The organism is Microbacterium sp., from assembly GCF_029263575.1.
Classification (GTDB): Bacteria; Actinomycetota; Actinomycetes; order Actinomycetales; family Microbacteriaceae; genus Microbacterium.
Genome location: NZ_JAJUFV010000005.1, coordinates 16404 through 38905 on the forward strand (window position 1 = coordinate 16404; position 22502 = coordinate 38905).

General features: G+C 64.8%; 26 protein-coding genes. 4 read left to right on the forward strand and 22 right to left on the reverse strand.

What is annotated here, in order from left to right:
- Positions 1-16 precede the first annotated feature (16 nt).
- Genes Q1J95_RS00970 through Q1J95_RS00990 form a run of 5 tightly spaced genes read right to left on the reverse strand, consistent with a single transcriptional unit; the run spans position 17 to position 5855 of the window.
- Positions 17-1390 carry an amidohydrolase family protein gene (locus Q1J95_RS00970; RefSeq protein WP_300265239.1) on the reverse strand — a complete coding sequence of 458 codons (1374 nt, stop codon included), beginning with the start codon at positions 1388-1390 and terminating at the stop codon, positions 17-19.
- A gap of 40 nt (positions 1391-1430) precedes the next feature.
- A complete protein-coding gene (locus tag Q1J95_RS00975; RefSeq protein ID WP_300265242.1) occupies positions 1431-3059 on the reverse strand; it encodes an ABC transporter permease in 1629 nt (542 codons plus the stop codon).
- Complete coding sequence (locus tag Q1J95_RS00980; protein WP_300265244.1) at positions 3056-3853, reverse strand: ABC transporter ATP-binding protein; 798 nt, start codon at positions 3851-3853, stop codon at positions 3056-3058. Before Q1J95_RS00980 ends, Q1J95_RS00975 begins: the two co-directional genes overlap by 4 nt.
- An 18-nt stretch (positions 3854-3871) precedes the next feature.
- Positions 3872-4891 (reverse strand): ABC transporter substrate-binding protein, encoded by a 1020-nt coding sequence (locus tag Q1J95_RS00985; RefSeq protein WP_300265247.1) that lies wholly within the window; start codon positions 4889-4891, stop codon positions 3872-3874.
- Between the two features lie 52 nt (positions 4892-4943).
- A complete protein-coding gene (locus Q1J95_RS00990; protein WP_300265250.1) occupies positions 4944-5855 on the reverse strand; it encodes a nucleoside hydrolase in 912 nt (303 codons plus the stop codon).
- A gap of 159 nt (positions 5856-6014) precedes the next feature.
- Between Q1J95_RS00990 and Q1J95_RS00995 the strand changes: the two genes are divergently transcribed.
- On the forward strand, positions 6015-7058 hold the full coding sequence (locus Q1J95_RS00995) for a substrate-binding domain-containing protein (protein WP_300265253.1): 1044 nt from the start codon (positions 6015-6017) through the stop codon (positions 7056-7058).
- 19 nt (positions 7059-7077) lie between these two features.
- Here Q1J95_RS00995 and ccsB read toward each other — a convergent pair whose 3' ends face one another.
- The 6 genes from ccsB to Q1J95_RS01025 all read right to left on the reverse strand — a co-directional run bounded on the left by ccsB (position 7078) and on the right by Q1J95_RS01025 (position 12360).
- On the reverse strand, positions 7078-8064 hold the full coding sequence (gene ccsB / locus Q1J95_RS01000; protein ID WP_300265256.1) for a c-type cytochrome biogenesis protein CcsB: 987 nt from the start codon (positions 8062-8064) through the stop codon (positions 7078-7080).
- Positions 8065-8073: 9 nt separating this feature from the next.
- Entirely contained in the window at positions 8074-9765 is a 1692-nt protein-coding gene (locus tag Q1J95_RS01005; protein WP_300265258.1) for a cytochrome c biogenesis protein ResB, read from the reverse strand.
- 25 nt (positions 9766-9790) lie between these two features.
- On the reverse strand, positions 9791-10564 hold the full coding sequence (locus Q1J95_RS01010) for a cytochrome c biogenesis protein CcdA (RefSeq protein WP_300265261.1): 774 nt from the start codon (positions 10562-10564) through the stop codon (positions 9791-9793).
- Positions 10561-11160: a TlpA disulfide reductase family protein gene (locus Q1J95_RS01015; RefSeq protein WP_300265264.1), complete on the reverse strand. Its 600-nt coding sequence runs from the start codon at positions 11158-11160 to the stop codon at positions 10561-10563. Before Q1J95_RS01015 ends, Q1J95_RS01010 begins: the two co-directional genes overlap by 4 nt.
- A gap of 209 nt (positions 11161-11369) precedes the next feature.
- Complete coding sequence (locus tag Q1J95_RS01020) at positions 11370-11993, reverse strand: histidine phosphatase family protein (RefSeq protein WP_300265267.1); 624 nt, start codon at positions 11991-11993, stop codon at positions 11370-11372.
- A 1-nt stretch (position 11994) separates the two neighbouring features.
- Complete coding sequence (locus Q1J95_RS01025; protein ID WP_300265271.1) at positions 11995-12360, reverse strand: DUF5684 domain-containing protein; 366 nt, start codon at positions 12358-12360, stop codon at positions 11995-11997.
- A gap of 68 nt (positions 12361-12428) precedes the next feature.
- Between Q1J95_RS01025 and aspS the strand changes: the two genes are divergently transcribed.
- Positions 12429-14222, forward strand: a complete 1794-nt coding sequence (gene aspS / locus Q1J95_RS01030; protein WP_300265274.1) for an aspartate--tRNA ligase — start codon at positions 12429-12431, stop codon at positions 14220-14222.
- A 67-nt stretch (positions 14223-14289) separates the two neighbouring features.
- Here aspS and Q1J95_RS01035 read toward each other — a convergent pair whose 3' ends face one another.
- The 10 genes from Q1J95_RS01035 to Q1J95_RS01080 all read right to left on the reverse strand — a co-directional run bounded on the left by Q1J95_RS01035 (position 14290) and on the right by Q1J95_RS01080 (position 20156).
- Complete coding sequence (locus Q1J95_RS01035; RefSeq protein ID WP_300265277.1) at positions 14290-15114, reverse strand: TSUP family transporter; 825 nt, start codon at positions 15112-15114, stop codon at positions 14290-14292.
- Between the two features lie 84 nt (positions 15115-15198).
- Positions 15199-15954 (reverse strand): amino acid ABC transporter ATP-binding protein, encoded by a 756-nt coding sequence (locus Q1J95_RS01040; RefSeq protein WP_300265280.1) that lies wholly within the window; start codon positions 15952-15954, stop codon positions 15199-15201.
- On the reverse strand, positions 15951-16736 hold the full coding sequence (locus Q1J95_RS01045; protein WP_300265283.1) for an amino acid ABC transporter permease: 786 nt from the start codon (positions 16734-16736) through the stop codon (positions 15951-15953). The genes Q1J95_RS01040 and Q1J95_RS01045 overlap by 4 nt, the downstream gene beginning before the upstream one ends.
- Before the next feature lie 31 nt (positions 16737-16767).
- Positions 16768-17592, reverse strand: coding sequence for a transporter substrate-binding domain-containing protein (locus Q1J95_RS01050; RefSeq protein WP_300265286.1), 825 nt, complete (start codon positions 17590-17592; stop codon positions 16768-16770).
- A 157-nt stretch (positions 17593-17749) separates the two neighbouring features.
- The gene (locus tag Q1J95_RS01055) at positions 17750-18049 is read right to left on the reverse strand and encodes a Dabb family protein (protein ID WP_300265289.1); all 300 of its coding nucleotides are present in this window, start codon (positions 18047-18049) and stop codon (positions 17750-17752) included.
- The gene (locus tag Q1J95_RS01060; RefSeq protein ID WP_300265291.1) at positions 18046-18303 is read right to left on the reverse strand and encodes a glutaredoxin family protein; all 258 of its coding nucleotides are present in this window, start codon (positions 18301-18303) and stop codon (positions 18046-18048) included. The genes Q1J95_RS01055 and Q1J95_RS01060 overlap by 4 nt, the downstream gene beginning before the upstream one ends.
- Positions 18300-18602 (reverse strand): rhodanese-like domain-containing protein, encoded by a 303-nt coding sequence (locus Q1J95_RS01065; RefSeq protein ID WP_300265294.1) that lies wholly within the window; start codon positions 18600-18602, stop codon positions 18300-18302. The genes Q1J95_RS01060 and Q1J95_RS01065 overlap by 4 nt, the downstream gene beginning before the upstream one ends.
- A 108-nt stretch (positions 18603-18710) precedes the next feature.
- On the reverse strand, positions 18711-18809 hold the full coding sequence (locus Q1J95_RS01070; RefSeq protein ID WP_003792170.1) for an AURKAIP1/COX24 domain-containing protein: 99 nt from the start codon (positions 18807-18809) through the stop codon (positions 18711-18713).
- A 126-nt stretch (positions 18810-18935) separates the two neighbouring features.
- A complete protein-coding gene (locus tag Q1J95_RS01075) occupies positions 18936-19127 on the reverse strand; it encodes a helix-turn-helix domain-containing protein (protein ID WP_300265330.1) in 192 nt (63 codons plus the stop codon).
- Between the two features lie 96 nt (positions 19128-19223).
- Positions 19224-20156, reverse strand: a complete 933-nt coding sequence (locus Q1J95_RS01080; RefSeq protein ID WP_300265297.1) for a TetR/AcrR family transcriptional regulator — start codon at positions 20154-20156, stop codon at positions 19224-19226.
- A 101-nt stretch (positions 20157-20257) separates the two neighbouring features.
- Between Q1J95_RS01080 and Q1J95_RS01085 the strand changes: the two genes are divergently transcribed.
- Both Q1J95_RS01085 and Q1J95_RS01090 read left to right on the forward strand, forming a co-directional pair.
- Entirely contained in the window at positions 20258-21169 is a 912-nt protein-coding gene (locus Q1J95_RS01085; protein WP_300265299.1) for an ATP-binding cassette domain-containing protein, read from the forward strand.
- On the forward strand, positions 21166-21981 hold the full coding sequence (locus Q1J95_RS01090) for an ABC transporter permease (protein WP_300265302.1): 816 nt from the start codon (positions 21166-21168) through the stop codon (positions 21979-21981). The genes Q1J95_RS01085 and Q1J95_RS01090 overlap by 4 nt, the downstream gene beginning before the upstream one ends.
- Before the next feature lie 15 nt (positions 21982-21996).
- On the opposite strand, the gene Q1J95_RS01095 is transcribed toward Q1J95_RS01090, so the two are convergent.
- A complete protein-coding gene (locus Q1J95_RS01095; protein ID WP_300265305.1) occupies positions 21997-22413 on the reverse strand; it encodes a metalloregulator ArsR/SmtB family transcription factor in 417 nt (138 codons plus the stop codon).
- Positions 22414-22502 lie beyond the last annotated feature (89 nt).

Consider the following 22502-nt stretch of genomic DNA (forward strand, 5'->3'; position numbering starts at 1 on the left):
GATGAGATTCTTCAGATCAGGCGATCACCGCGGTGAGTTCCTTCTGACGCTCGGCGGCTCGGCGCGCGATCGTCTCGACGTCGGCGGTGAGAACCTCGCGGTCAGAGACCACCACTTCGCCGTCCACGATGACAGTGTGCACATCACTGCCATTGGCGCAGTCATACAGGAACGCCTCTGCCGTGCTGTAGCCCGCGGCATCCGCGCTGTCGGTCGCGACCAGCACGATGTCAGCGCGCTTGCCCACCTCAAGGCTGCCGATCTGCTTCTCCAGGCCCATCGCCCTGGCACCGCCGTTGACCGCCATCTGCAGCGGCTCGGCCGCCCGGACATCGTTGCGGTTATGCACGGGAGTTCCGTGCACGAGCTGCTGACCGATGCGAGTCAACATCGCAACGCGGAACATGTCCAACGTGCCGAAAGAGCCCACGCCATCGGTTCCCAAGCCGATGGAGACTCCTCGGCGCCACATCTCAAGCGCGGGCGGATGCCCGATCGCGTAGTTTCCCTTGGCGCAGTGGCACGCACTCGTTCCGCGAGAGGCGAACTGCCCGATGTCGGCGTCGTTCAAGAACACCGAGTGCGCACAGTGCAGCGTCTCATCGAACACGCCAAGGTCGATGAGGTAGTCGACGGGTCGGAGTCCGAACTGCTCCAGAGAATGATCGATCTCATACGTGCCCTCCACCAAGTGCGTGTGAACCTTCACGTTGCGCTTGCGGGCCTCACGATGAATGTCGACGACCAGCCCCGGAGAACAGGTGATGATCTGCCGCAGGGACATCCCGCCGGTGACTCGCGGCGACGCCCCCGGGCCGGAGGCGAGGCTCTCGACGACGCGGACGTTCGCCTCCACCGCTTCATCCCGGGTCATCAGCATCGAATCCGGAATCCGCGAGCCACCGTCCATCGTCGAAAGCGAGACAGAGCCGCGGATGCCGGTCGACAGCGCCGCCGCCGCCATGCGCTCGGGATGAGGTCCACCGGCCTCGAAGAAGGTCGTGGTGCCGCTACGGAGCATCGAGGTGTAGGCCAGCTCTCCCGAGAGCTCGACGTCTTCCGCGCGGAGCGCGGCCTCGAACGGCACATAATACTCGCGCCATGTCGGCACCCGCAGATTGCCCACCTGAGCCAGTGAGGTTATGAGCCCACGCATCATGGTCTGGGCCGAGTGCATGTGCGCATCGATCAGGCCCGGAATGGCGATCTTCCCGCCGGCGAACACCCGGTTGTCGGTCGTCCACTCGCGGGTGATGTCGGATGTATCGCCGATGGCGACGATCTCGCCCCCGTTGATGACGATGGCGCCGTCGGCGATGATGCGGCCTGCGCCGTCGAAGGTGACGACGTACGCGTTCTGGATGATGGTCTCTGCTGTCTGAGGTGTCATGAGCGTCCCTTGTGCTTGTGTCATCGAAGAAGAAATCTGCTTAGTCGGCCATGCCGAGCCGCCGGAGCACCATGCGGTCGATCCAGCCGATGAGGCCGTAGACCACCAGCACGATGACGACCAGCACCACACCCGCTGCCCACAGGGTGAAGTAGTCGGCGTTGACCGCAGCCATGATCAGCAGGTTGCCGAGACCCTTGCCCGTTGCCAGCCACTCAGCCAGAGTCGCGCCCGTGATAGCTGCGGGAATGGCGATGCGAGTGGATGCCGTGATCGACGGGATCGCGTAGAGAATGCGCACACGCCGAGCAGCGGAGACGGCGGACCCGCCCGACGCGCGGATGACGTCGATCGCTCCCTCGGGAGTGGCTCGCAGTCCCATCATCACGGTGACGAGCGTGGGGAAGAAGACCACCAGTGTCACCACGACAGTCACACCGAGCAGGTCGCGGCCGAAGACGAGGACGATCACCGGCGTGAGCGCGATCAGCGGAACCGAACGGAGCATGATCGCCAGAGGCATCACCGCTCTGCCGAGCCCCTCGAACGCCACCATGATGACCGCCGCGATGACGGCGATGAGCGTGCCGACGACGAATCCGACGCTGGCATCGATCGCTGTCTCGACGAGCGCGGTTCCGAACTGTCCCCAGAAAACCGACGCGGGGGCACCCGTCACAGGGTTGCTCTCGAAGAGGAACTGCACGATCTCCCACGGCGACTTGGTGAAGTACGCGTCCAGCTGGAACACCGTGCGCAGCATCTGCCAGAATCCGAGCAGCACGACGGCCGACACGAGGGAGCCGAGGATCGCCTGCGTGTGACTGAGGTTCTGCGCCTCGGTGCCCGCGACGGTCGTGCCGACCGACGCCCCACGACCGGCCCACGGCATCGCCACACGTGCGATGAGCGTGATGGCCCCGTAGCCCGCCGATGCGAGCAGTCCGATGAACACGGCGATGGCCCACGTGCGGTCGATGAGCAGCTGCTCCTGAGCGTTCACCAGGATCGCGCCGAGGCCCTCGGACGCACCGAAGAACTCACTGATGAGCGAACCCAGCAGCGCCGCGGGAACCGCGATCTGAAGCCCTGCGACAAGGCTGGGGGCGGCCGATGCGAAGCGGACGTAGCGAAGTCTGCTCCAGGTGCCGCCACCACTGGCCGTCACGACGTCCATCGCTGACTTATCGGCCGAACGCAGCCCCAGGAGGATGCCGATGAGCAGCGCGAAATACACCTGCAACGCTGTGATGGTGATGCCGAAGGCCTCGCCCTTGAGCGAAACGACCAGCACCGGTGCGATGGCGATGAACGGGATGACGTGAACGACGATCGCCACCTTGATCACGATTGCCTCGATCGAGGGGATCGCGATGCAGAGCACTGCAAGGGGCAGAATCACCAGCACCCCGACGACGAACCCCTTCACCGCGATATCGAGGCTCACGGCAGCATTGGCCCAGAGCAGCCCCCAATCCGTGATGACCTGCTGGACGAGCGTCCGGGGGTACGGCAGCACGTATCGACCTTCGAACGCGAACGCGACTGCCGTCCAGGCAGCGACGACGATGACTGCGACGAGCGCCGGTGTGCGCACGCTCTTCAGCAGACTCATCCCCTTCTTCGGCGACGGCTGCGCCTCGACGGTGCGTGTGGCGGTCGTGCTCATGATGCGTCGGCCACGGTCTGCTCAGCGGACTTGATCGCGAACAACCGGTTAGACAACTCGCCGGCTAGTGCGTGGAACTGCGGGCTCTGCTGCACAGCGGGCAGACGGGGGCGCTCGATATCGATGTCGACGACGGTGTCGATGCGTCCGGGGCGCGCAGCCATGACGAACACCTTGTCGCTCAGGAACACCGCCTCATCGAGCGAGTGGGTCACGAGAAGCGTCGTCGTCGGACGCTCCGTCCAGATGCGCTGCAGTTCGATGTTCATCCGCTGACGCGTCATGTCATCGAGCGCGCCGAAAGGCTCGTCGAGCAGGAGCACTTCAGGCTCCAGGACGAGCGATCTCGCGATCGCGACGCGCTGACGCATGCCGCCGGACAGCTGCGACGGTCGCGCCTTCTCGAAGCCCTTCAGCCCAGTGAGGGCGATGAGGTCGCCGATGGCCTTCTTATCGACACGACGACCCGCCACCTGCAGCGGCAGGGCGATGTTCGATTCAACGCTGCGCCACGGCAGGAGCGCGGAATCCTGGAAGGCCACACCGATGCGATGTTGCGCCTGCACCTCGGCAGGGGTGGATCCCAGCACGCTGATCTGGCCGGATGAGGGCGAATCGAGTCCGGCGAACATCCGCAGCAGTGTCGACTTGCCGCATCCCGAGGGGCCGATGAGCGCCACGAACGATCCGACCTCTGTCGAGAGTGTCACATCCGACAGCGCCTTCACCTCACCACCCTTCACCTGGAAGGTCTTGTCGATGTTCTCGGTGGCGAGCCCGGTCTTCGGAGCCATTGTCCCGTCTCCGTTCCGTCAGTTCGCGTCGAGTGTGTCGACGCTGAAGTCGACGTCGAAGAGATCGGCCGCTTGGACGTCGAGGCCGATGGCGTCGAAGAAGTCCTGCTGCGACTGGACTCCCTCGTCGGTCACCACGAGCAGACCGGCTTCCTGCGTGGACGCGGAGGCGAGTTCAGCCCAGACCTCGGCGCTGGCGGTCTGACTCTCCAGCTCGAGGCCGAGCTGCTCGCCGAAGACGTCGACGACGACCTGTGCGGCGCCGGCCGGATCGGCGACGGCATCCGCGAGACCGCGCTGGGTAGCCTTGAGCATGCCGGCGATGGCCGCGCGCTTGCTCTCGTCCTCAAGGGAATCCTCACGCACGACCAGCAGGTTGCTCCAGCGGTTGAAGCCGTAGTCGCCGAGACGGATCTCGTTCACCTCGATGCCCTGCGCACGGATGGCGACAGGCTGGTTGGCGACAGCGCCCGTGATGGCGTCGACCTCACCGGAGACGAGCGAAGCCGGGTCTGTCGCACCGGTGACCATGTTGACCTTGTCGTAGTCCACACCGGTCAGCGCGAAGAACGGACCGTAGGTGCGAGCATCGGTCTCGTAGACACCGAGGCGCTTGCCTTCGAGGTCCTTCGGCTCGGTGATGCCGCTGTCTGCGAGAACGACCACCGCCGAGGGAGACGTCTGATAGATGGCGCCGACGGCGACGAGCGGAGCACCCGCCTCGACGGCGTTGGCGAGCGATTCGCTCGTGAGTGCCCCCATCAGCACGTTGCCGCTGACGATCTGGGCATCGGCGACGACTTGGGGGCCACCGGGCTCGATAGTGAGATCGACCCCTTCCTCTTCGTAATAGCCCTTCTCGTCAGCGACGAGCATGGGCATCGACTCGACGTTCGGCAGCCAGCCGAGCTGGAACGACGCCTCGACCAGCTCGTCGCTGCCGGCGGGGGTCTCGGCTGCACACGACGAGAGACCGATCGTGACCGCTGCGGCGCCGAGCACAGCGATCGAGCGTGTGAGAGAGGAATTGATTTTCATAACTGCTCCTTTGAAGTTGATGCGTGGTCGATGCGGAGATTCCGCGGTGTCTTCAGACGGTCATGAGATCAAGCAGAGCGGGCCGGTCGAATTCGAGGGGAAGGGTTATCGATCTTCTGCTGGTCAGAGTGTCGGCCCAGTCGACGATCGACGCACCGTGGGCGACGCCGTTGTCATAGCCGACAGTGATCGGGTGGGTTTCGGCGCGCGTCACACAATCGGGGTCGAGCGCGACAGCCATGGCAAGGGGGTCCGCACGTCCGTAGTCCACACTCGCGGCATAGTCGGAGTCAGTGCGCAGCCGGTGTTCCATGATCAGTCGCAGTTGTGCGGAAGTCGCCGAATCGCCCCGCCAGAAGTCGCGCATCTCTGATTCACTGAAACGGTTCTGCAGGCACACGTCCCACGTGATCAGAGAGAGGTTCGAGAACGCACCGAGGACGATTTCGGCGGCGGCAGGGTCTGCGAAGAAGTTGAACTCGGCGTTGACGGATGCGTTGCCGAAGCCTGCCGGACTGCCGCCCATGACCACGACACGACCGACCATAGAATCCAGGTCAGGCTCCAGTTGCCGTGCCACCGCGAGATTGGTCAACGGTCCGAGTGCCACGATAGTCAAGTCACTGCCGAATTCACGCGCAAATTCCACGATCTTCACCGCCGCGTGACCCTCCGAGACCGGGCTGAGCGGACCACCGTCTCGCGGACAGCCGCCCAACCCGTCCTCACCGTGGATGTGCGTCGCAGCTTCGCGAGCCCCGAGCAGCGGTCCGGCGCATCCGCGGTAGATCGGGGCATCCGGTGACATCGTGCCGAGCAGCCAACGGGCGTTCTCGGTCGTGGTCTCGAGGTCTACATTGCCGAAGCTCGTCGTAATCACGAGTTCGTCTGCGGGGATTCGATGAGCGGCCATCGCGATGGCATGAGCATCGTCCAGACCCGGGTCAGTGTCAATCAGAAACATGCGCCATCGCCTTGTCGGTGTAAAATCGATTTTGCACCAACGTAGAGGACGTTTCGAGGAACTGCAACCTAAACGCGAAAGTTTGCAGGCAGCCCGCTCGATCCGTCGTTTGTGTAGAGTTCGATCGTTCGGGCACGCCAGAGAATGAGGGAGACGCGTATGGTTGAACGCCCGAAGCGAGTGACGATCGCCGACGTCGCAGCTGCAGCGGGAGTCGCCCAGGGAACTGTGTCGCACGCCCTCCGCGACAAGGGACGCGTAGACCCTCGAACTCGCAAACGCATAAAAGCTATCGCGGCTGATCTCGGCTATCGACCCAGCGTTCGTGCCCAAAGACTGCGAGGAGGGAGTTCCCACACAATCGCACTCGTCACTGCGCTACCGCCGTCGATCGTCGGCGAGGCGGCACGACTGGACTTCTTCCTCGAACTGGCGCTGCCGATCGCACATGCGTGCATCGACCACGGATACTCCCTCGTCCTTGTGCCCCCCGTCGAGGACCCCGACCACTTGGCCACGCTCGACATCGACGGCGCGATCGTCGTCGACCCTCTCGAACACGACAGCATATGCACAGACCTGGTGCAGCGCGGAGTGCGCGTCGTCGCAGTAGGCGACCCGGGGAAGGGAATCGTCGACGGCGTCGTTGATCGCCACGACGGCGGCGCATCGCTCGTCGTACAACATCTTCGATCGCAAGGTGCTCGCCGTATCGGAGCGCTGCTGAGTAGCGAGCGACACACGACAGCGCGGGCGGTCGAGATGTACCTGGCGGGCCAGCCGACAGGTTCGGCGGACGATGTCGTCACGTTCACCGCGCCCACCGCTGGGGGCGAAGATGCTGGCCGCCGAGCGACCCTCGACGCTCTGGACCGGTTCCCGGATCTCGATGCCGTTTACGCGCCGCTCGATGCATTCGCCGTAGGCGCGATCCGTGCGCTGACGGAACGCGGGCGCGCTGTGCCGGACGACGTTCTCGTAGCCACCAACTACGACGGGCGCCGCGCCGCCGCCTCCGATCCGCCCATCACCGCACTCGATCTGAACTTACCCGGGCTCGCACAATCCGCTGTTGAACTGCTCATGGACGTGCTTGCGGGTCAGCCGGGCGGAACGATGCCAGCGCCTGACGTGCGATTGCGCGTAAGGCAATCGACCCAGCGAACTCTCCCTCACGCCGATCCGGATCGTGGGCTCGCGTAAGAGAACGGCTCAGCTCAGCTCAGCTCAGCCCGCTGTACGCGTGCAGCCCCTTGAAGAACACGTTCACGATCGTGAAGTTGAAGATCACCGCGCTGAAGCCGACGATCGACAGCCAGGCCGACGGGTTGCCGCGCCAACCGCGGGTCGCGCGGGCGTGGATGTATCCGGCATAGAGCACCCAGACGATGAACGTCCAGGTTTCTTTGACGTCGAAGCCCCAGTAGCGCCCCCAGGCATCCTGAGCCCAGATGGACCCGGCGATGAGCGTGAAAGTCCAGAAGATGAAGCCGATGATCGCGAAGCGGAACGCCGTGCCTTCGAGCCGATCGGCTCCGAGAAGTGTGCCGAGGAAACGCGGACCGGGCTTCTCAGCCTGCTCGGCGATGCGGCGCTCGCGCCGGCTCTGCATCAGCTGCAGCACCGAGAGCGCACCGGCGAGAGCGAAGAACGCCGTGGCCAGCGATGCGACGAACACGTGGATGACGAGCCAGACGCTCTTGAGCGGATCCATCAGCGGCACGACGTCAACATAGAAGCTCACAGCCGCCGCGCCCATCAGCACGATCACGAGCCCGGTGATGAATGTGCCCAGGTAGCGCAGGTCGATGCGGGTGATCACAACCAGGTAGACGAGCACGATCAGCACCGTGCCGGTCATGGCGAACTCGTAGAGGTTTGCCCACGGCACGCGTTCTGCCGCGATCCCGCGCAGCACGGTCGCCCCGACATGGAACAGGAACGCGAGCACCGTCAGCGTCGTGCCGATACGCGCCATCACGTAGCGCGGTTTCGATTCCTTTTCGGATGCCGCGGCCCCGGCCGGCGGCTCATCGCTACGCACCGCTGGGGCGCCAGCGCCGACGAGTTCTTTCTCTCGTATGAGCCGCGCATCCGACGTGACCTCGGAGCGGCGCGCCAGGTCAAACGCGTAAGCGATGAAGGCGGCGGCGTAGATCGCGATCGCCGTCCAGATGAACAGGATCGAGAGAGAGTCGAGGTCGGGCATGAGCTCATTCTACTTTCGGGGCTGCGGAGAGGGAGGAGCATCGAGCAGGCGCGCGTGCCCAGTGGCGAGGTCATCGACGGCGGCGGCGAGAGTGGGGTCTTCCCCGCGGGCGAGTCCGGCGTACTCGAGCCGTACCTCTCCCCCGGCTACGACCGCTTTGACCCACATGCGGCGCCGGGGCACGAACAGGGCGAGCATGAGACCCGCGAGAGCGAGCAGCGCGAACACCAGCACCCACACAGCCGACTCGTCGTGATGGATCTGCAGGGAGACGAATCGCTTCACGGACTCGGAGTAGTCGGTCGCTGCCGCCGGCGACTCGTCTTCGAACGTGATGGTGCCGCGTCCGCCGGGCAGGTCGGCGGTCTCACCCGGCTGCAGCTCGATCGATTCGACGTCGGTGGTGCGGCCGGTGAGTTTGGTGAGCTCTTCTGTATCGAGCACGTAGACCGATCGGGGCGTGCCGTCGTCGATACCGAGGTCGCCTTCGTAGACGTCGAGGGTGAGCAGGGGAGCTGCGAGGTCGCCATACGCAGACGCGTATGCGCCCGTTTCGAGTTTCGCCGCGGTCGGGTAGAAGAATGCGGCGATGCCGAGTTGCTCGGGCATCCCGTCGGTGACCTTGATCACGCCGAGCGAGGTCAGGTTGTTGTCCTGCGGGAGGAACGGCACCGAGTTGCTGTAGACGACATCGCCGTCCGCGTTTCGCACGGTGATAGTGGGGGCGTAGCCGTTGCCGAGCAGATAGATCTTGTCGCCGGCGATCGGCAACGGGTGGTTCACACGCACAGAGCCTTCACGGGTCTCGCCGTTCTCGCGCACCGTCACGTTGGCGGAGAAGTCGCCAGCCTGGCCGGAAGCTGCGGAACCGTATTCCTGGTAGGTCACGTCGAAGGAGTCGAGCGTCATCGCATAGGGGCTGAGCGCGTCATCGCTGACGAAGCGTCCGCGGTTCATCGACTCGTAATCCAGCAGCGTGTTGACGAAGGTCTGCCCCTCGACGACGACACGCTGGCCGGTGTAGGCGAAGCTGCCGCCGACGCCGACGGTGATGAGCACGCCGACCAGGGCGAGGTGAAACAGCAGGTTTCCGGTCTCGCGCCAGTATCCGCGCTCCGCTGACACCGAGTAGGTGCGGCCCGAGCGGCCGTTGGCGTCGTAGCGCTGCACGCGGTATCCGAGTGCCCCCAGCTGTTTGTGGGCGACGTCGATGGTGCGGGATGCCTCGGCCTCGGCATCCGCTTCGTCGATGGTACGCACCGCCTCACGGTGATCTTCGAGTCGGCTCAGACGCGCGGGCGTGCGTGGGGGCTTCGCTCGCAGGGCCTTGACATGGTGTTTGATGCGCGGGATAACGCATCCGACCAGCGATGTGAAAAGCAGCAGGTAGATGGCAGAGAACCACGGCGACAGATAAACGTCGAACAGGTCGAGCGCGTCGAGAATCGGGAACAGATCAGGGTTGTTCCGTTCCCACTGCGTGACGCCATTCGGGTCGGCCATCCGCTGCGGGAAGATCGACCCGGGAATCGCGGCGATCGCCAGCACCAGCAGCAGGATGATGGCCGTGCGCATCGAGGTGAGCTGGCGCCATCCCCACCGCAGCCAGCCGACGAAGCCGAGGCGCGGCTGGGCGATCGCACCGGCGTCGCCGTCGACGTGGTCTGACGGACGGAGCGGGTCGGACGCGTCGGGTTTCACAGCTTCCTTATCGGTCGAGGAGGAATCAGACCGGGAGGATGACACTGCCCATCACCGCCCCCAGGCGAGACATGATGTCGGTCCACAAGCCGGTGAGCATCAGGATGCCGAGCACGATGAGCAGTGCGCCGCCGATGATGTTGACGATGCGGATGTGGCGGCGCAGGAACCCGATCGCTTTGGTCGCCCAGCCGAATCCGAGGGCCACGAGCAGGAATGGGATGCCGAGGCCGAGGCTGTACGCAAGACCGAGGAATCCGGCGCGCACCGGATCACCGACGTTGATCGACAGAGCCATGATCGCGGTGAGCGTCGGGCCGAGGCACGGCGCCCAGCCGATGCCGAGCGCGATGCCGAGCAGCGGAGCGCCGATCAGGCCGGTCTTGGCGTCGACGTGGAAGCGCAGCTCGCGCTGCGCGAAGCCGAACAGGCCCAGGAACACCAGGCCCATGAGGATGATGACCACGCCGAGGATGCGCGTGATGATGTCACCCCAGCGAAGCAGGAAGATGCCGACCGTGCCGCTGAGCGCCGTCGTCGCGACGAACACGATGGCGAACCCGAGGATGAACAGCAGCACGCCGAGAACCAGTCGTCCGCGCGCCACGCCGCCGGCGCTCCGCTCACCCGCGGCGCTGTCGCCACCGCGTCGCGGCGCCACCGCGCCGCCCAGGAACCCGAGGTATCCCGGCACGAGCGGCAGCACACACGGCGAGAGAAAGGACACGAGTCCGGCGAGCATGGCGACCGGGATCGCGAGCCAGAGTGCTCCCGAGTTGATCAGCTCCGGGGTGTTCACACGCTCTCCGCGAGCGCGTCCCCCACGAGCGTGGAAAGAATGGACGGGCCATCAAGCGGCCCGACGATGCGTGCGGCGACGCGCCCCTGTTTGTCGAGGACCAGTGTGGAGGGGGTTCCCTGAATCGGCGCGTCTTTGGCGAACGCCAGCTTGGCCTCACCGCTGTCGACGTCGATCAGGCTCGGGTAGGTCACCCCGTAGGTCTCGGCGAACGCTTTAGCGGTGTCTGCCTGGTCGTAGATGTTGATGCCGACGAACGAGACGCCCTCGTCGGAGTACTCCTGCCAGACGTTCTCGAGGTCTTCGGCTTCGACGCGGCACGGCGCGCAGGCGGCGTACCAGAAGTTGACCACCGTGACATCACCGGCGATGTCGGCGCTGGAGAACTCCTCGCCGTCTTCGGTGACACCGGCGAACTCGACCGGGTCACCGCGATCTTCCGGCGCGATCTCGACGACGGCGCCGCTGGCTGAGATGTATCCCTTGTCGTCCCCTTCGAGATACTGCTGGGCTACCGGGTCAGGTGCGCACGCGGTCAGAGCGAGGCCGAACACCGCGGCGAGCGCGACTGTAGGCAACAAGCGGGAACGGAGCACATTCTCAGTTTACGCCGGGAATTCTATGGGAGATCTGGAAGGTTCGTCCGCCTCAGCGAACCATTGAACGAGCCCCGCTCGCTGCCGAAAGGGCATCTCAGCACGGTGCGCAGCCCGCACACCGTGTCGGATTGCCCTTTCGCGTGGTCGCGCGCCCCTTCGAAGGCCCGCAACCGGCTACCCGCTTGAGTCGACGCCGGATGCCGCGGCTAAACGGCGCCGAGGTCGATTCCCGCCGCCGCGGGCTCGGCGTAGTCGACTTCGCGCCACACATCTCCAACCCGTTCGAATGTGGTGACGCTCGACAACGCGCAGCGGCGCGTGCGCGGGTCGTGTTGCAGGCGTAGCCCGGCGACATGGAGGTGCGTGATCCAGATCGGTGCCTGGTGCGACACGATCACGATGTCACCGCTGTCGGTCTCGTGCCAGGCTGCGTTCATGGCGTCTTCCACCCGTGCGGCGATCTCTCGATAGGGCTCGCCCCAGCTGGGTACGGACGGCCTGCGCAGATGCCACCAGTTGCGGGGGTCGCGAAGAGCCCGGCTCATCTGTTTTCCCTCGAACACGTTCGTCGGCTCGATGACGCGCTCGTCGATGACCGGTTCGAGTCCGAAAAGTTCGGTGAACGGCTCCGCCGATTCCTGCGCGCGTTGCAACGGTGATGAGCGCAGCGAGCTCACCCGTCGCCCGAGTCCTGCGATGTGCTCGGCTGCGGAGCGCGCCATCCGCCGGCCCTCGTCGCTCAATCGGTAGTGCGGCAGCCGCCCATACAGAACCCGCTCGGGGTTGTGCACTTCGCCGTGTCGAACGAGGTGAAGCCGCTCGGCCGGCACGTCAGACCTGCCGGTACGTCGACGAGCCGAATCCGATGATGAGATTGCCGATGATAGGAATCAACCACAGCAGGAAGAACGAGAAAGCGCCGCCCTTGCCGAAGTTCGCGCCCTGTTTCACGGCGACGACGATCGCGAAGACGATGTTCACGATCGGAATGAGATACAGCAGCACGAACCATCCCGACATACCGGCGATCTTCACCAGGAAGATGATGTTCACGATGGGGATCAGCGCGAGGATGCCGGGATATCCGGCCTTCGAGAAGACTTTCCACAGCGCCACGGCGTAGAGGACGTAGAGCACGAGAATGAGGATGCCGCCGGTACCGGAGAACACCTGCGCGGCGTAGTCGTTGAGATCCATGCCCCCGAGTCTAGAGGGGCGCTTGACACGGGTCGGGGTGGCAGTGTGCAGCCCCGTAGAATGGGGGGATGCTTCGCACCCACACGACCGGCTCCATCAGAGCCGAACACATCGGTCAGACCGTCACCCTCACCGGCTGGGTCGATCGTCGTCGTGATCACGGCGGGGTCGCGTTCATCGATCTGCGCGATCAGTCCGGCATCGCCCAGGTCGTCATCCGCGACGAAGAGACCGCGCATCCGCTGCGCAGCGAATTCGTGCTGAAGATCACCGGCGAGGTCTCTCGCCGTCCCGACGGCAACGAGAACCCGAACCTGCCCACCGGCGACATCGAGGTCATCGCGACCGAGGTGGAGGTGCTGAACGAGTCCGCTCCTTTGCCGTTCCAGGTTTCCACGGGCCTCGGCGACGGCGACACGATCGGTGAGGATGTGCGGTTCAAGTACCGCTACCTCGACCTGCGGCGCCCTGCCGCGGCATCCGCTCTTCGACTTCGCTCGAAGGTCTACAAGGCGGTGCGCGACGTGCTCGATGCGCGTGAATTCGTCGAGGTGGAGACTCCGACGCTCACCAAATCGACTCCCGAGGGCGCCCGCGACTTCGTCGTACCCGCGCGTCTTCACCCTGGCAGCTGGTATGCCCTGCCCCAGAGCCCGCAGCTGTTCAAGCAGCTGCTCATGGTCGGCGGCATCGAGAAGTATTACCAGATGGCCCGCTCCTACCGCGATGAAGACTTCCGCGCCGACCGGCAGCCCGAGTTCACCCAGCTCGACATCGAGATGAGCTTCGTCGATCAGGAAGACGTCATCGAGATGATGGAAAGCGTCTTGACGGCGATGTGGAAGACCATCGACGTCGACGTGCAGACCCCGCTGCCGCGCATCACCTACGCCGAGGCAATGGCGAAGTACGGCTCCGACAAGCCCGATCTGCGCTTCGGGCTCGAGCTCGTCGAGGCGACCGAGTACTTCTCGGAGACGACCTTCCGCGTGTTCCAGGCCGAGTACGTCGGTGCGGTGCGAATGCCGGGCGGCGCTTCGCAACCTCGCAAGCAGCTGGATGCCTGGCAGGACTGGGCCAAGCAGCGCGGTGCCCGCGGTCTCGCGTACGTCCTCTTCAACGAGGACGGCACGCTCGGCGGCCCGGTCGCCAAGAACCTATCGGAGAAAGAGCAGGCCGGCCTCGCTGAACTGACCGGCGCCGAGCCCGGTGACTGCGTATTCTTTGCCGCCGGCGCGACCAAAGACTCGCGGGCGCTGCTCGGTGCCGCGCGCGTCGAGGTCGGACGCCGGCTCGGCCTGCTCGACCCGGACACGTTCGCGTTCACATGGGTGGTCGACGCCCCGATGTTCGAGCCTGCAGCGGATGCCGTGGCATCCGGTGACGTCGCCCTCGGGGCGGGCGCCTGGACCGCCGTGCACCACGCATTCACCGGCCCGAAGCCGGAGTTCGAGGACACCTTCGACACCGATCCCGGCTCGGCACTCGCCTACGCGTATGACATCGTTTGCAACGGCTCGGAGCTCGGCGGCGGTTCGATCCGCATCCACCGCGAAGACGTGCAGAAGCGCGTGTTCGAGGTCATGGGCATCTCGGACGAGGTCGCCCAGGAACAGTTCGGATTCTTGCTGGATGCGTTCACGTTCGGCGCTCCGCCGCACGGCGGGATCGCACTGGGCATGGACCGCGTGATGCAGCACCTCACGAAGACCGAGTCGATCCGCGAGGTCATCGCGTTCCCGAAGACCGGCAACGGTTTCGACCCGCTGACCAGCGCCCCCGCGCCGATCACCGATGCGCAGCGCGCCGAGGCCGGCGTCGACTTCGTCCCGGACGACGCCGCCGCCGAGGTCGACCCCTGAGCCTGTCGAAGGGTCGCAGCCGGACGCTTCGACAGGCTCGGCGAGCCGGCTGCTTCGACCGTCACTGCTACAACAGCGCGACCCCCGGCGCGATGTTCTCGTTCCAGACGTCGTAGCCAAGCTTGGCAATCAGCGCCACGACCACCACGAGGAACACGACGCGGATGAACTTCGCGCCCCGCGCGACCGCCATGCGCGAACCCAGGTAGCTGCCCGCGACATTCGCCACCGCGAGAATTCCGCCGAGGGCCCAGAGCACCGATCCGTGCGGGATGAACAACAGCAGTGCGCCGATGTTCGTGGCGAGGTTGACGATCTTGGCTTTGGCGCTCGACTGCAGAAAGTCGTACCCCATCAGCGCGACCAGGACGATCACGAGAAACGTCCCGGTGCCCGGGCCGATCATGCCGTCGTAGAACCCGATCACAAGGCCCGCAGCACCGGCTGTCATGTGATGTCGGCGGCCGGCGAAGCGAAGTCTGGTCGCTGCCCCCATCTCGGGTTTGAACGCGGTGAAGACCGCGACGAGGAGAAGCGCGACGACGATGATCGGTTTGAACGCAGCAGGCGGCAGCACGGTGGCGACGGCCGCACCGCCGAACGATCCGACGAGCGCTATCGCCGCCATGGGCAGAGCCGTACGGATGTCGGGTTTCGCTCGGCGGTAGTAGGTGACGCTGCTGGTGACCGTGCCGAACACCGAAGCGAGCTTGTTCGTCGCAAGCGCCTGCACCGGGGCGATGCCGGGAATCAGCAGCAGCGCCGGCAATTGCAGCAGCCCTCCACCGCCGACGACGGCGTCAATCCATCCGGCTGCGAACGCCGCAAGGACGACGAAGAGCAGCATTCCCCAGGTGAGCTGTTCGAGCCCGAGCAGCTCACCGATTTCCACCCCTTCATTATCCTCCCTGCGAGCACGCGCAATGCACGACGCCGCCCGTCAGGCGTTCAACGCGACCGCCAGCGGATGCGGCGGCTACAGCACGCGTGAGAGGAAGTCCTGCGTGCGCGAATGCTGAGGGTTGGTGAGCACGTCGTTCGGGTCGCCCTCTTCGACGATGACTCCGCCGTCCATGAAGATGGCGCGATCGGCGACCTCGCGGGCGAAGCCCATCTCGTGGGTGACCACGAGCATCGTCATGCCCTCGTCGGCGAGCGAGCGCATCACCTGCAGCACCTCACCGACCAGTTCAGGGTCGAGGGCCGAGGTCGGCTCGTCGAACAGCATCATGTCGGGGTTCATGCACAGCGCCCGCGCGATCGCCACGCGCTGCTGCTGACCGCCCGAGAGGTGCCCTGGGTAGGCATCCGACTTCTCGGAGAGGCCGACCCGGCCGAGCATCGCATGCGCGATCCTTTCGGACTCTGCCTTCGAGCGCTTGAGAACGCGTCGCTGCGCCATGGTGAGGTTCTCGAGCACGCTCATGTGCGGGAACAGGTTGAACCCCTGAAAGACCATCCCGATGCGGGTGCGCACCCGGTCGATGTCGACGTCGGGATCGGTGATGTCGATGCCCTCGATGAAGATCTTTCCGTCGGTGGGCTCTTCCAACAGGTTCACCGAGCGCAGCAGCGTGGACTTACCCGAACCGGACGGGCCGATGACACACACGACTTCGCCCGCGGTGACGGTCAGGTCGATGCCTTTGAGCACCTCGTTGTCGCCGAAGCTCTTGACGAGGCCGCGCACCTCGATCGCCGGTGCGTGAATGTCGATTAGGTCGGTGCTCATCGTTCTCTCGCCATTCGTCTCTCGAGCCACGCCGCCAGGCGCGTGAGGGGGATCGTGACCACCAGGTACAGCAGCGCGGCCATGACCAGGGGCGTGCCGTTCGCGTTCTGGTTCGCGAGGTCACGCGCGAAGGTCGTCAGCTCTCGCGTCATCAGGGTGGACCCGGCGATGAACACCAGCGAGGTGTCTTTCAACAGCAGCACGAACTCGTTGGTCAGCGGCGGGATGATGATGCGGAACCCCTGCGGAAGCACCACCCAGAACATCGTCTTCATCGGCGACATGCCGAGAGACCTGGACGCTTCGATCTGTCCCTTCGGCACCGCCTGGATTCCGGCGCGGATCACCTCTGCCATATACGCGGATGAAACGAGGATCAAGCCGACCAGACCGGATGCCGCGGGGCCACCGGGAATCTTGATCCCCAGTCCGATCGGCAGCATGAACGCCACCGCGAAGATCGTGAGCAGCGCCGGGAGCCCGCGGAACAGCTCGATCCAGGCGGTTGCGAACCAGCGGTACGGCAGGATGCTCGACATCTTCATCATCGCGAAGAGGATGCCCAGCAGCGCACCGCCCACGAAGCCGACCAGCGTGAACCACAGGGTGTTCGCCAGTGCTGTGACGATGATGTCGGGGAAGAGCTTGAGCGCGACCTCCGGATCGAGGAACTGCCTGGCGAACCGTCCCCAATCGGTGGCGACCACCGCCCAGATGACGAGCGCGACGAAGATCGCGTACATCACCAACCGGTACAGCCGTTGCCGAGTCCTGCGCTTCATCGCCATCGTCGTTGATGCCCGTCAGCGTGGATCAGTTGGCGGCGAAGTACGTGTCGTAGATCTCCTGGTAGGTTCCGTCGTCGCGGAGCTCCTGCAGTGCGGTGTTGACGGCATCGATCAGCTCAGCCTTCTCGCCCTTGGCGAAGGCGAACCCGTACTGTTCGTCGGTGTTGTACTCCTCGACGATCGTGTAGGTCTCATCCGCGCGCTCGTGCTCGATGTTCACCGGCTGATCCTGCAGGATGGCATCGATCTGCCCGGCCTGCATCGCCGGCCACAGCTCGCCGTCTGAGGGGTAGCGGATGATCTCGGTGTCGTCGGGAGCGTTCTCGCTCGTGTACGTCTCGCCGGTGGTGCCCTGCTGGACGCCGACGGTCTTGCCGGCGAGGTCGTCAATCGACTCGATACCGGAGTCGGCGCGCACCAGTAGCGACTGCAGCGAGTCGTAGTAGGGCTCGGAGAAGTCGAGGTTTGCCTTGCGCTCGTCGGTGATGGTCATCGCTGAGGCACCCAGGTCGCAGTCGCCCGTGAGCAGCACGGTTCCCGAGGTCAACGCCTCGAAGCTGACGTCTTGCACGGCAAGGGTGAGGTCGAGCTTCTCGGCGATCGCGGCCAGCAGATCAACGTCGAACCCGGTGTAGCCGGTCTCTGCCGAGGGGTCTTCGAACTCGAACGGCGCGTAGGGGATGTCAGAACACATGGTGAGCGTGCCCTCGCTCACCAGGCCGTAATCGACGCCGCCCGATTCGGGCACCGTGTCATCGCCGCCATCTGTTCCACCGGCGCAGCCAGCAAGCGCGAGCGTGGCGCTCGCTGCGAGTGCGATACCGAAGATGACGTTACGACGACGGGTCATGACCGCTCCAATGCGACAGGGGCAGTACGCCCACGGACGGGTATGCAGATCATCTTGACATGATGCAGCGGGTGAACGCTTGTCTAGAACATTACGTTTGGGTTGCACTCCTGCCGAATTGCGCAGAACTGAGTGCTGGGCGCCGTCTGTCGTGGGATCAGATCTCGAAGTCCACCGCGACGCGCGAGGCCACGACAGAGCGAATGTAGACGCCTACTTCCTGGTGAGCAGGATGCACCGCGTACTGCTCGAGCGCTTCGGCCGAGGCGAAGTCGGCGACGAGGGTGACGTCCCAGTTCGCGTCGGGATAGAGCGTGTTCGCTCCGGCTGAGATCGTGAGAATCTGCGGCACGACGCCTTCGAGTGCATTCAGACGACGCGCGACCTCAGCGGCCTGCTCGGCGCGCTCACTGGAATTGTCGCTGGCGAGTTTCCAGGTGACGACGTGGCGGATCATGCAGACTCCAATCTCTGGCGCAGTCGGTCAGGTGACACCCGCCACTGCGCATGGAACTCGTCGTCGATGAGGACGACAGGGATCTTCTCCCACCACAGATCGTAGAGCGCGGCATCGTCGTCGATCGATTTCTCGACGATCTCGATGTCATCTCCGATATCGTCGGGCAACTCTGCCACAACGGTCTCGACGATCTCGAGCGCAGTCGGGCACAGGTGACAGCCGTGGCGTCCGATGACCGTGATGGTGGTCACTCGGAAGGAGCCTCTACGGCGTGGCCGGCGGCGATCCACTCGCCCGTTCCGCCGTCGACATTGGTCGCGTCATAGCCGCGGGCGGTGAGCGCTTCGACAACTCGACCGGACCGGCCGCCTGCCTGGCAGATGACGTCGAAAGCCTCAGCCGGCAACTCGTCGAGCCTGTTTCCGATCTCGGACATCGGGATGTTGACCGCGCCGGGAACGTGGCCGGCGGCATACTCGTGGGCCTCTCGCACGTCGATCAGCGGTGTGTTCTCACGGGCGACGAGATCTGCGATGGTGATGGATTTCATGACAACTCCTCGAAACCTGGGTACCGACACAAAACGCCCCCTTCGACTCGGTTCCTGAGTCTGTCGAAGGACTCGTGGAGCCGGCTGGGGGCGCTCGTGTCTGGCCGCTTACTTCTTGTTACGGCGCTGGTGACGAGTCTTACGAAGCAGCTTGCGGTGCTTCTTCTTCGCCATGCGCTTGCGGCGCTTCTTGATGACAGAACCCACGGAAACCTCACTAAGTCAGTGGCTGAGCGTCTCGAGAAGTCGGACACCCGGATATCGGCACGGAAAATGCCTCGGGTCAGTCTAGCAAATCAGAGCCAGTGCAAAGTGCACGCACCGGACTGTGTGTCAGCCGACGTCGGAGATAGGACGGTTCAGCGCGTCAGCAACGGCCGACTCCGGCACACGGTAGCTTCTGCCGAACCGAATGGCTGGCAGGTCCCCGGCGTGCACGAGCCGATAGACGGTCATCTTCGATACGCGCATGATCTCTGCGACTTCGGCGACCGTCAAGAAGCGGACCTCTGGAACCTCGGGCATCCCCACTACCCCTTTCTGCTGATGCATAACTCTATGGTGAAACTGCAACGCATGTAAACCCACGTGGCGACAGTGGTCTATGTGACTGCTGTGAATCTACTGTTGACGTGCGGCCCGTTCGTGCGCGTCACGCAGCACCTGGCGCTCGTGCTTGCGGGCATCTCGCAGCGCCTTTTCGGCGGCACGGACTGCCTTCTGCGCCTCTTTGACGCGCTTATCTGCCGCGACGTTGGTTGTGGCATCCGTCAGCCATGCTGACTCGACCTGCCGGGAATCTCCACGATCGAGACCGGCGATATACGCCTCCAGGCCGTCGAATGTGCGTGCCAGCGCAAAGCGGAACGGGTCGTCATCGGCCGCGAAGACCCCGGCGTCGATAACGCGGCGCAGCTGTGGGAACTCCTCCGCGGTGATCACGCGATCGTAGAGAGCTGCCTCGCGCTCAGACACTGCCTCGGGAGACAGCCCGGTCGAACGCGCCTGCTCGGCGTACCCGGCCAGAATCATCCCGTACCACCGGGCGTGACCGCTGACAGCGAGCGCAGCCGCCAGCTGTTCCTGGTCATCCAACGGCGTGTCCGCCAGCGCTTCGAGGGCCGCGTCGAGCCACGCCGAGCTGTTGGGCGTGATGGGCGACCCCGTGATCGGCAACGAGAGTATCCATGGATGCCGGACGAAGATCAGCGCCTGCGCCTCGAAGAGCGCGCGCAGCTTCGTGCGCCAGCCGCTGTTTTCTCGGTGTTCTTCGGGCGGGAGCCCGGTCGCCTCTTCCTGCATCAACAGCAGCAGGTCGTCTTTCGCACTGACGTACCGGTAAAGCGACATGGGCGTGAAACCGAGCTTGGCAGCGACCGCCGCCATCGACACGGCCCCGATCCCCTCGAGGTCGGCGAGCTCGATCGCCGCCTCGACGATCTTCTCGATGCTCATCTCGCGCTTGGGACCGCGCTGCGGATTGGCTGCCACACCCCAGGCGAGCGCTATTCCGCGCGGCAGTTCCGCCGGCTCCGGCTGTTCAATGTCGACCATCGTTCCACTCTAATTCTGTTTATTGCGTAAACCGTGTGTTACTCTCATACACGCAATGTATGCACCATATACAGTTTCTCTCCTACACAGAAAGAGCAGCCATGCCAACGCCTGCCATCGCCGTCCGCGATCTGCACAAGAGCTTCGGCCCCCACACTGTGATCGACGGGCTCGATCTCACCGTCCAGCGCGGTGAGATCTTCGCTCTGCTCGGTCCCAACGGTGCCGGCAAGACCACCACGATCAACATCCTCACGACCCTGGTCGCCCCCGACCGAGGCAGCGCCCACGTCGGTGGATTCGATGTCGCTGCCGCACCCCACGAGGTGCGCAGGCGAATCAGTCTCACCGGTCAGTCAGCCGCCGTCGACGACGCCCTGAGCGCCACCGAGAACCTCGTCATGTTCGGCCGGCTCTCCGGACTGACAAGTGCCCAGGCCAGACACCGATCAGCCGAGCTGTGCGATCGCTTCGGGCTCGCGGATGCGGCATCGCGCCATGTGCGCACGTACTCCGGCGGTATGCGCCGCCGCCTCGACCTGGCGTTGAGCTTCGTCGTAACCCCCGAAGTGCTGTTTCTCGACGAACCGACCACGGGCTTGGACACCCGAAGTCGCCGCGATCTGTGGGACATCATCCGATCACTCGCCGCAGCGGGCACCACCGTGTTCCTGACGACGCAGTATCTCGACGAAGCAGATGTGCTCGCCGATCACATCGCCGTGCTGCACGATGGTCGCATCGCTGCCGAGGGCACCGCGGCCGAACTGAAGGCACGCGTCGGCGGCGAGACGATCGAGCTGCACGACGCCGACGGCACACTGCTTCATGAGGCAGCCACCGACGGCACCGTCGCCGGTGTACGACATGCTCTCGACGAACTCGCCGCGCACGGTGCCGATGGCGTCGTCACCCTGCGCCGCCCCAGCCTCGACGACGTCTTCCTCGCGATCACCGGGCGCACCTCCCCCATCACCGCCACCGACGCCACCACCACCAAGGAGCACGTATGACTCTCGCTCTCGCCGCGGACGCGGCATCCGTCTCTCCGTCCGTTCGTCCGCACCTGCGCGGCGTCACAGCCGAGCTCGTGTTCATCGGGCGGAGCCTGCGACACTCCCTGCGCGATGGCGAATCGCTGCTGATGGCCATCATGCTGCCGGTGATGCTCATGCTCATGTTCACGTGGGTTTTCGGCGGCGCGATCGATCCGTCCGGCGCCTACGTCGACTACGTCGTGCCGGGCATCATCCTCACCTGTGCCGGATTCGGCGCATCGTCAACGGCCGTGTACGTCGCCAATGACATGCGCACCGGAATCATCGACCGATTTCGGACGATGCCGTTACGGGCCGGGGCGGTGCTCACCGGGCACGTCATCGCCAGCCAGATACGCAACCTGTTCGCCACCGCCATCGTGATCGGCGTCGGTGTGCTCGTGGGTTTTCGTCCGACGGCCAACCTCCTCGAATGGATCGCGGCAGGAGGAGTCATCGCGCTGTACATCCTGGCGATCACGTACCTGTTCGCCGCGATCGGGCTCGCAGCAGGATCACCCGAGGCCGCGAACGGCTACGGGTTCGTGCTGTTGTTCCTGCCGTATGTCTCGAGCGCCTTCGTGCCGGTGGCGAGCATGCCGACCTGGCTGCAGCCGGTCGCCGCGCACCAGCCGATCACCCCGATCATCGAGGCGATTCGCGGTCTGCTCATGGAAGCACCGCTGGATGCGTCGCTGTGGTGGGCCCTTGCCTGGTGCATCGGCATCCTCGTGGTCGCCGTGCTGTGGGGTGCGTGGCTGTTCGGGCGCAAAGCCGGCCGACGCTGAGCCCGCTCTCGACGCTCAGGCGCCCAGGCGGCGAAGCGCCGTCGTGACGACGTGCTTCGCAGACGCGGCGGCGCGGCCGGCGACCCCGGCGGCGTGCGCCGCGCTCTCGTTCAAAGCGGTGAAAGTCAGGTCGATATCAGGGGCATCATCGCCGAAGGCGTCGACGAGGAACGGTACGAGCCAGTCGTCGACGACGCCCAGGGGCTCGACCTCGATGCTGTAAAAACGGCGCTGACCGTCTTCGCGGACGCTGACGAGATCGGCATCGCGCAAGACCTTGAGGTGCTTGGAGACCGTGGGCTGGCTGATGCCCAGTTCGCTGACGATCTGCGAGACGCTGGTGCCCGCATCACCCTCGGTGGCCCGCTGCAAGAGCAGCTGGAGGATGTCGCGCCTCGTGCCGTCTGCGATCACGTCGAAGATGTCGGTCATGTGTTCAGGGTAGCCGTCTCGCGTGCGGAGTACCATGACGAAGGTTCACTGAGACGTTCTCAGCGGGCCCTCGCAGACGAAGGGTCCTC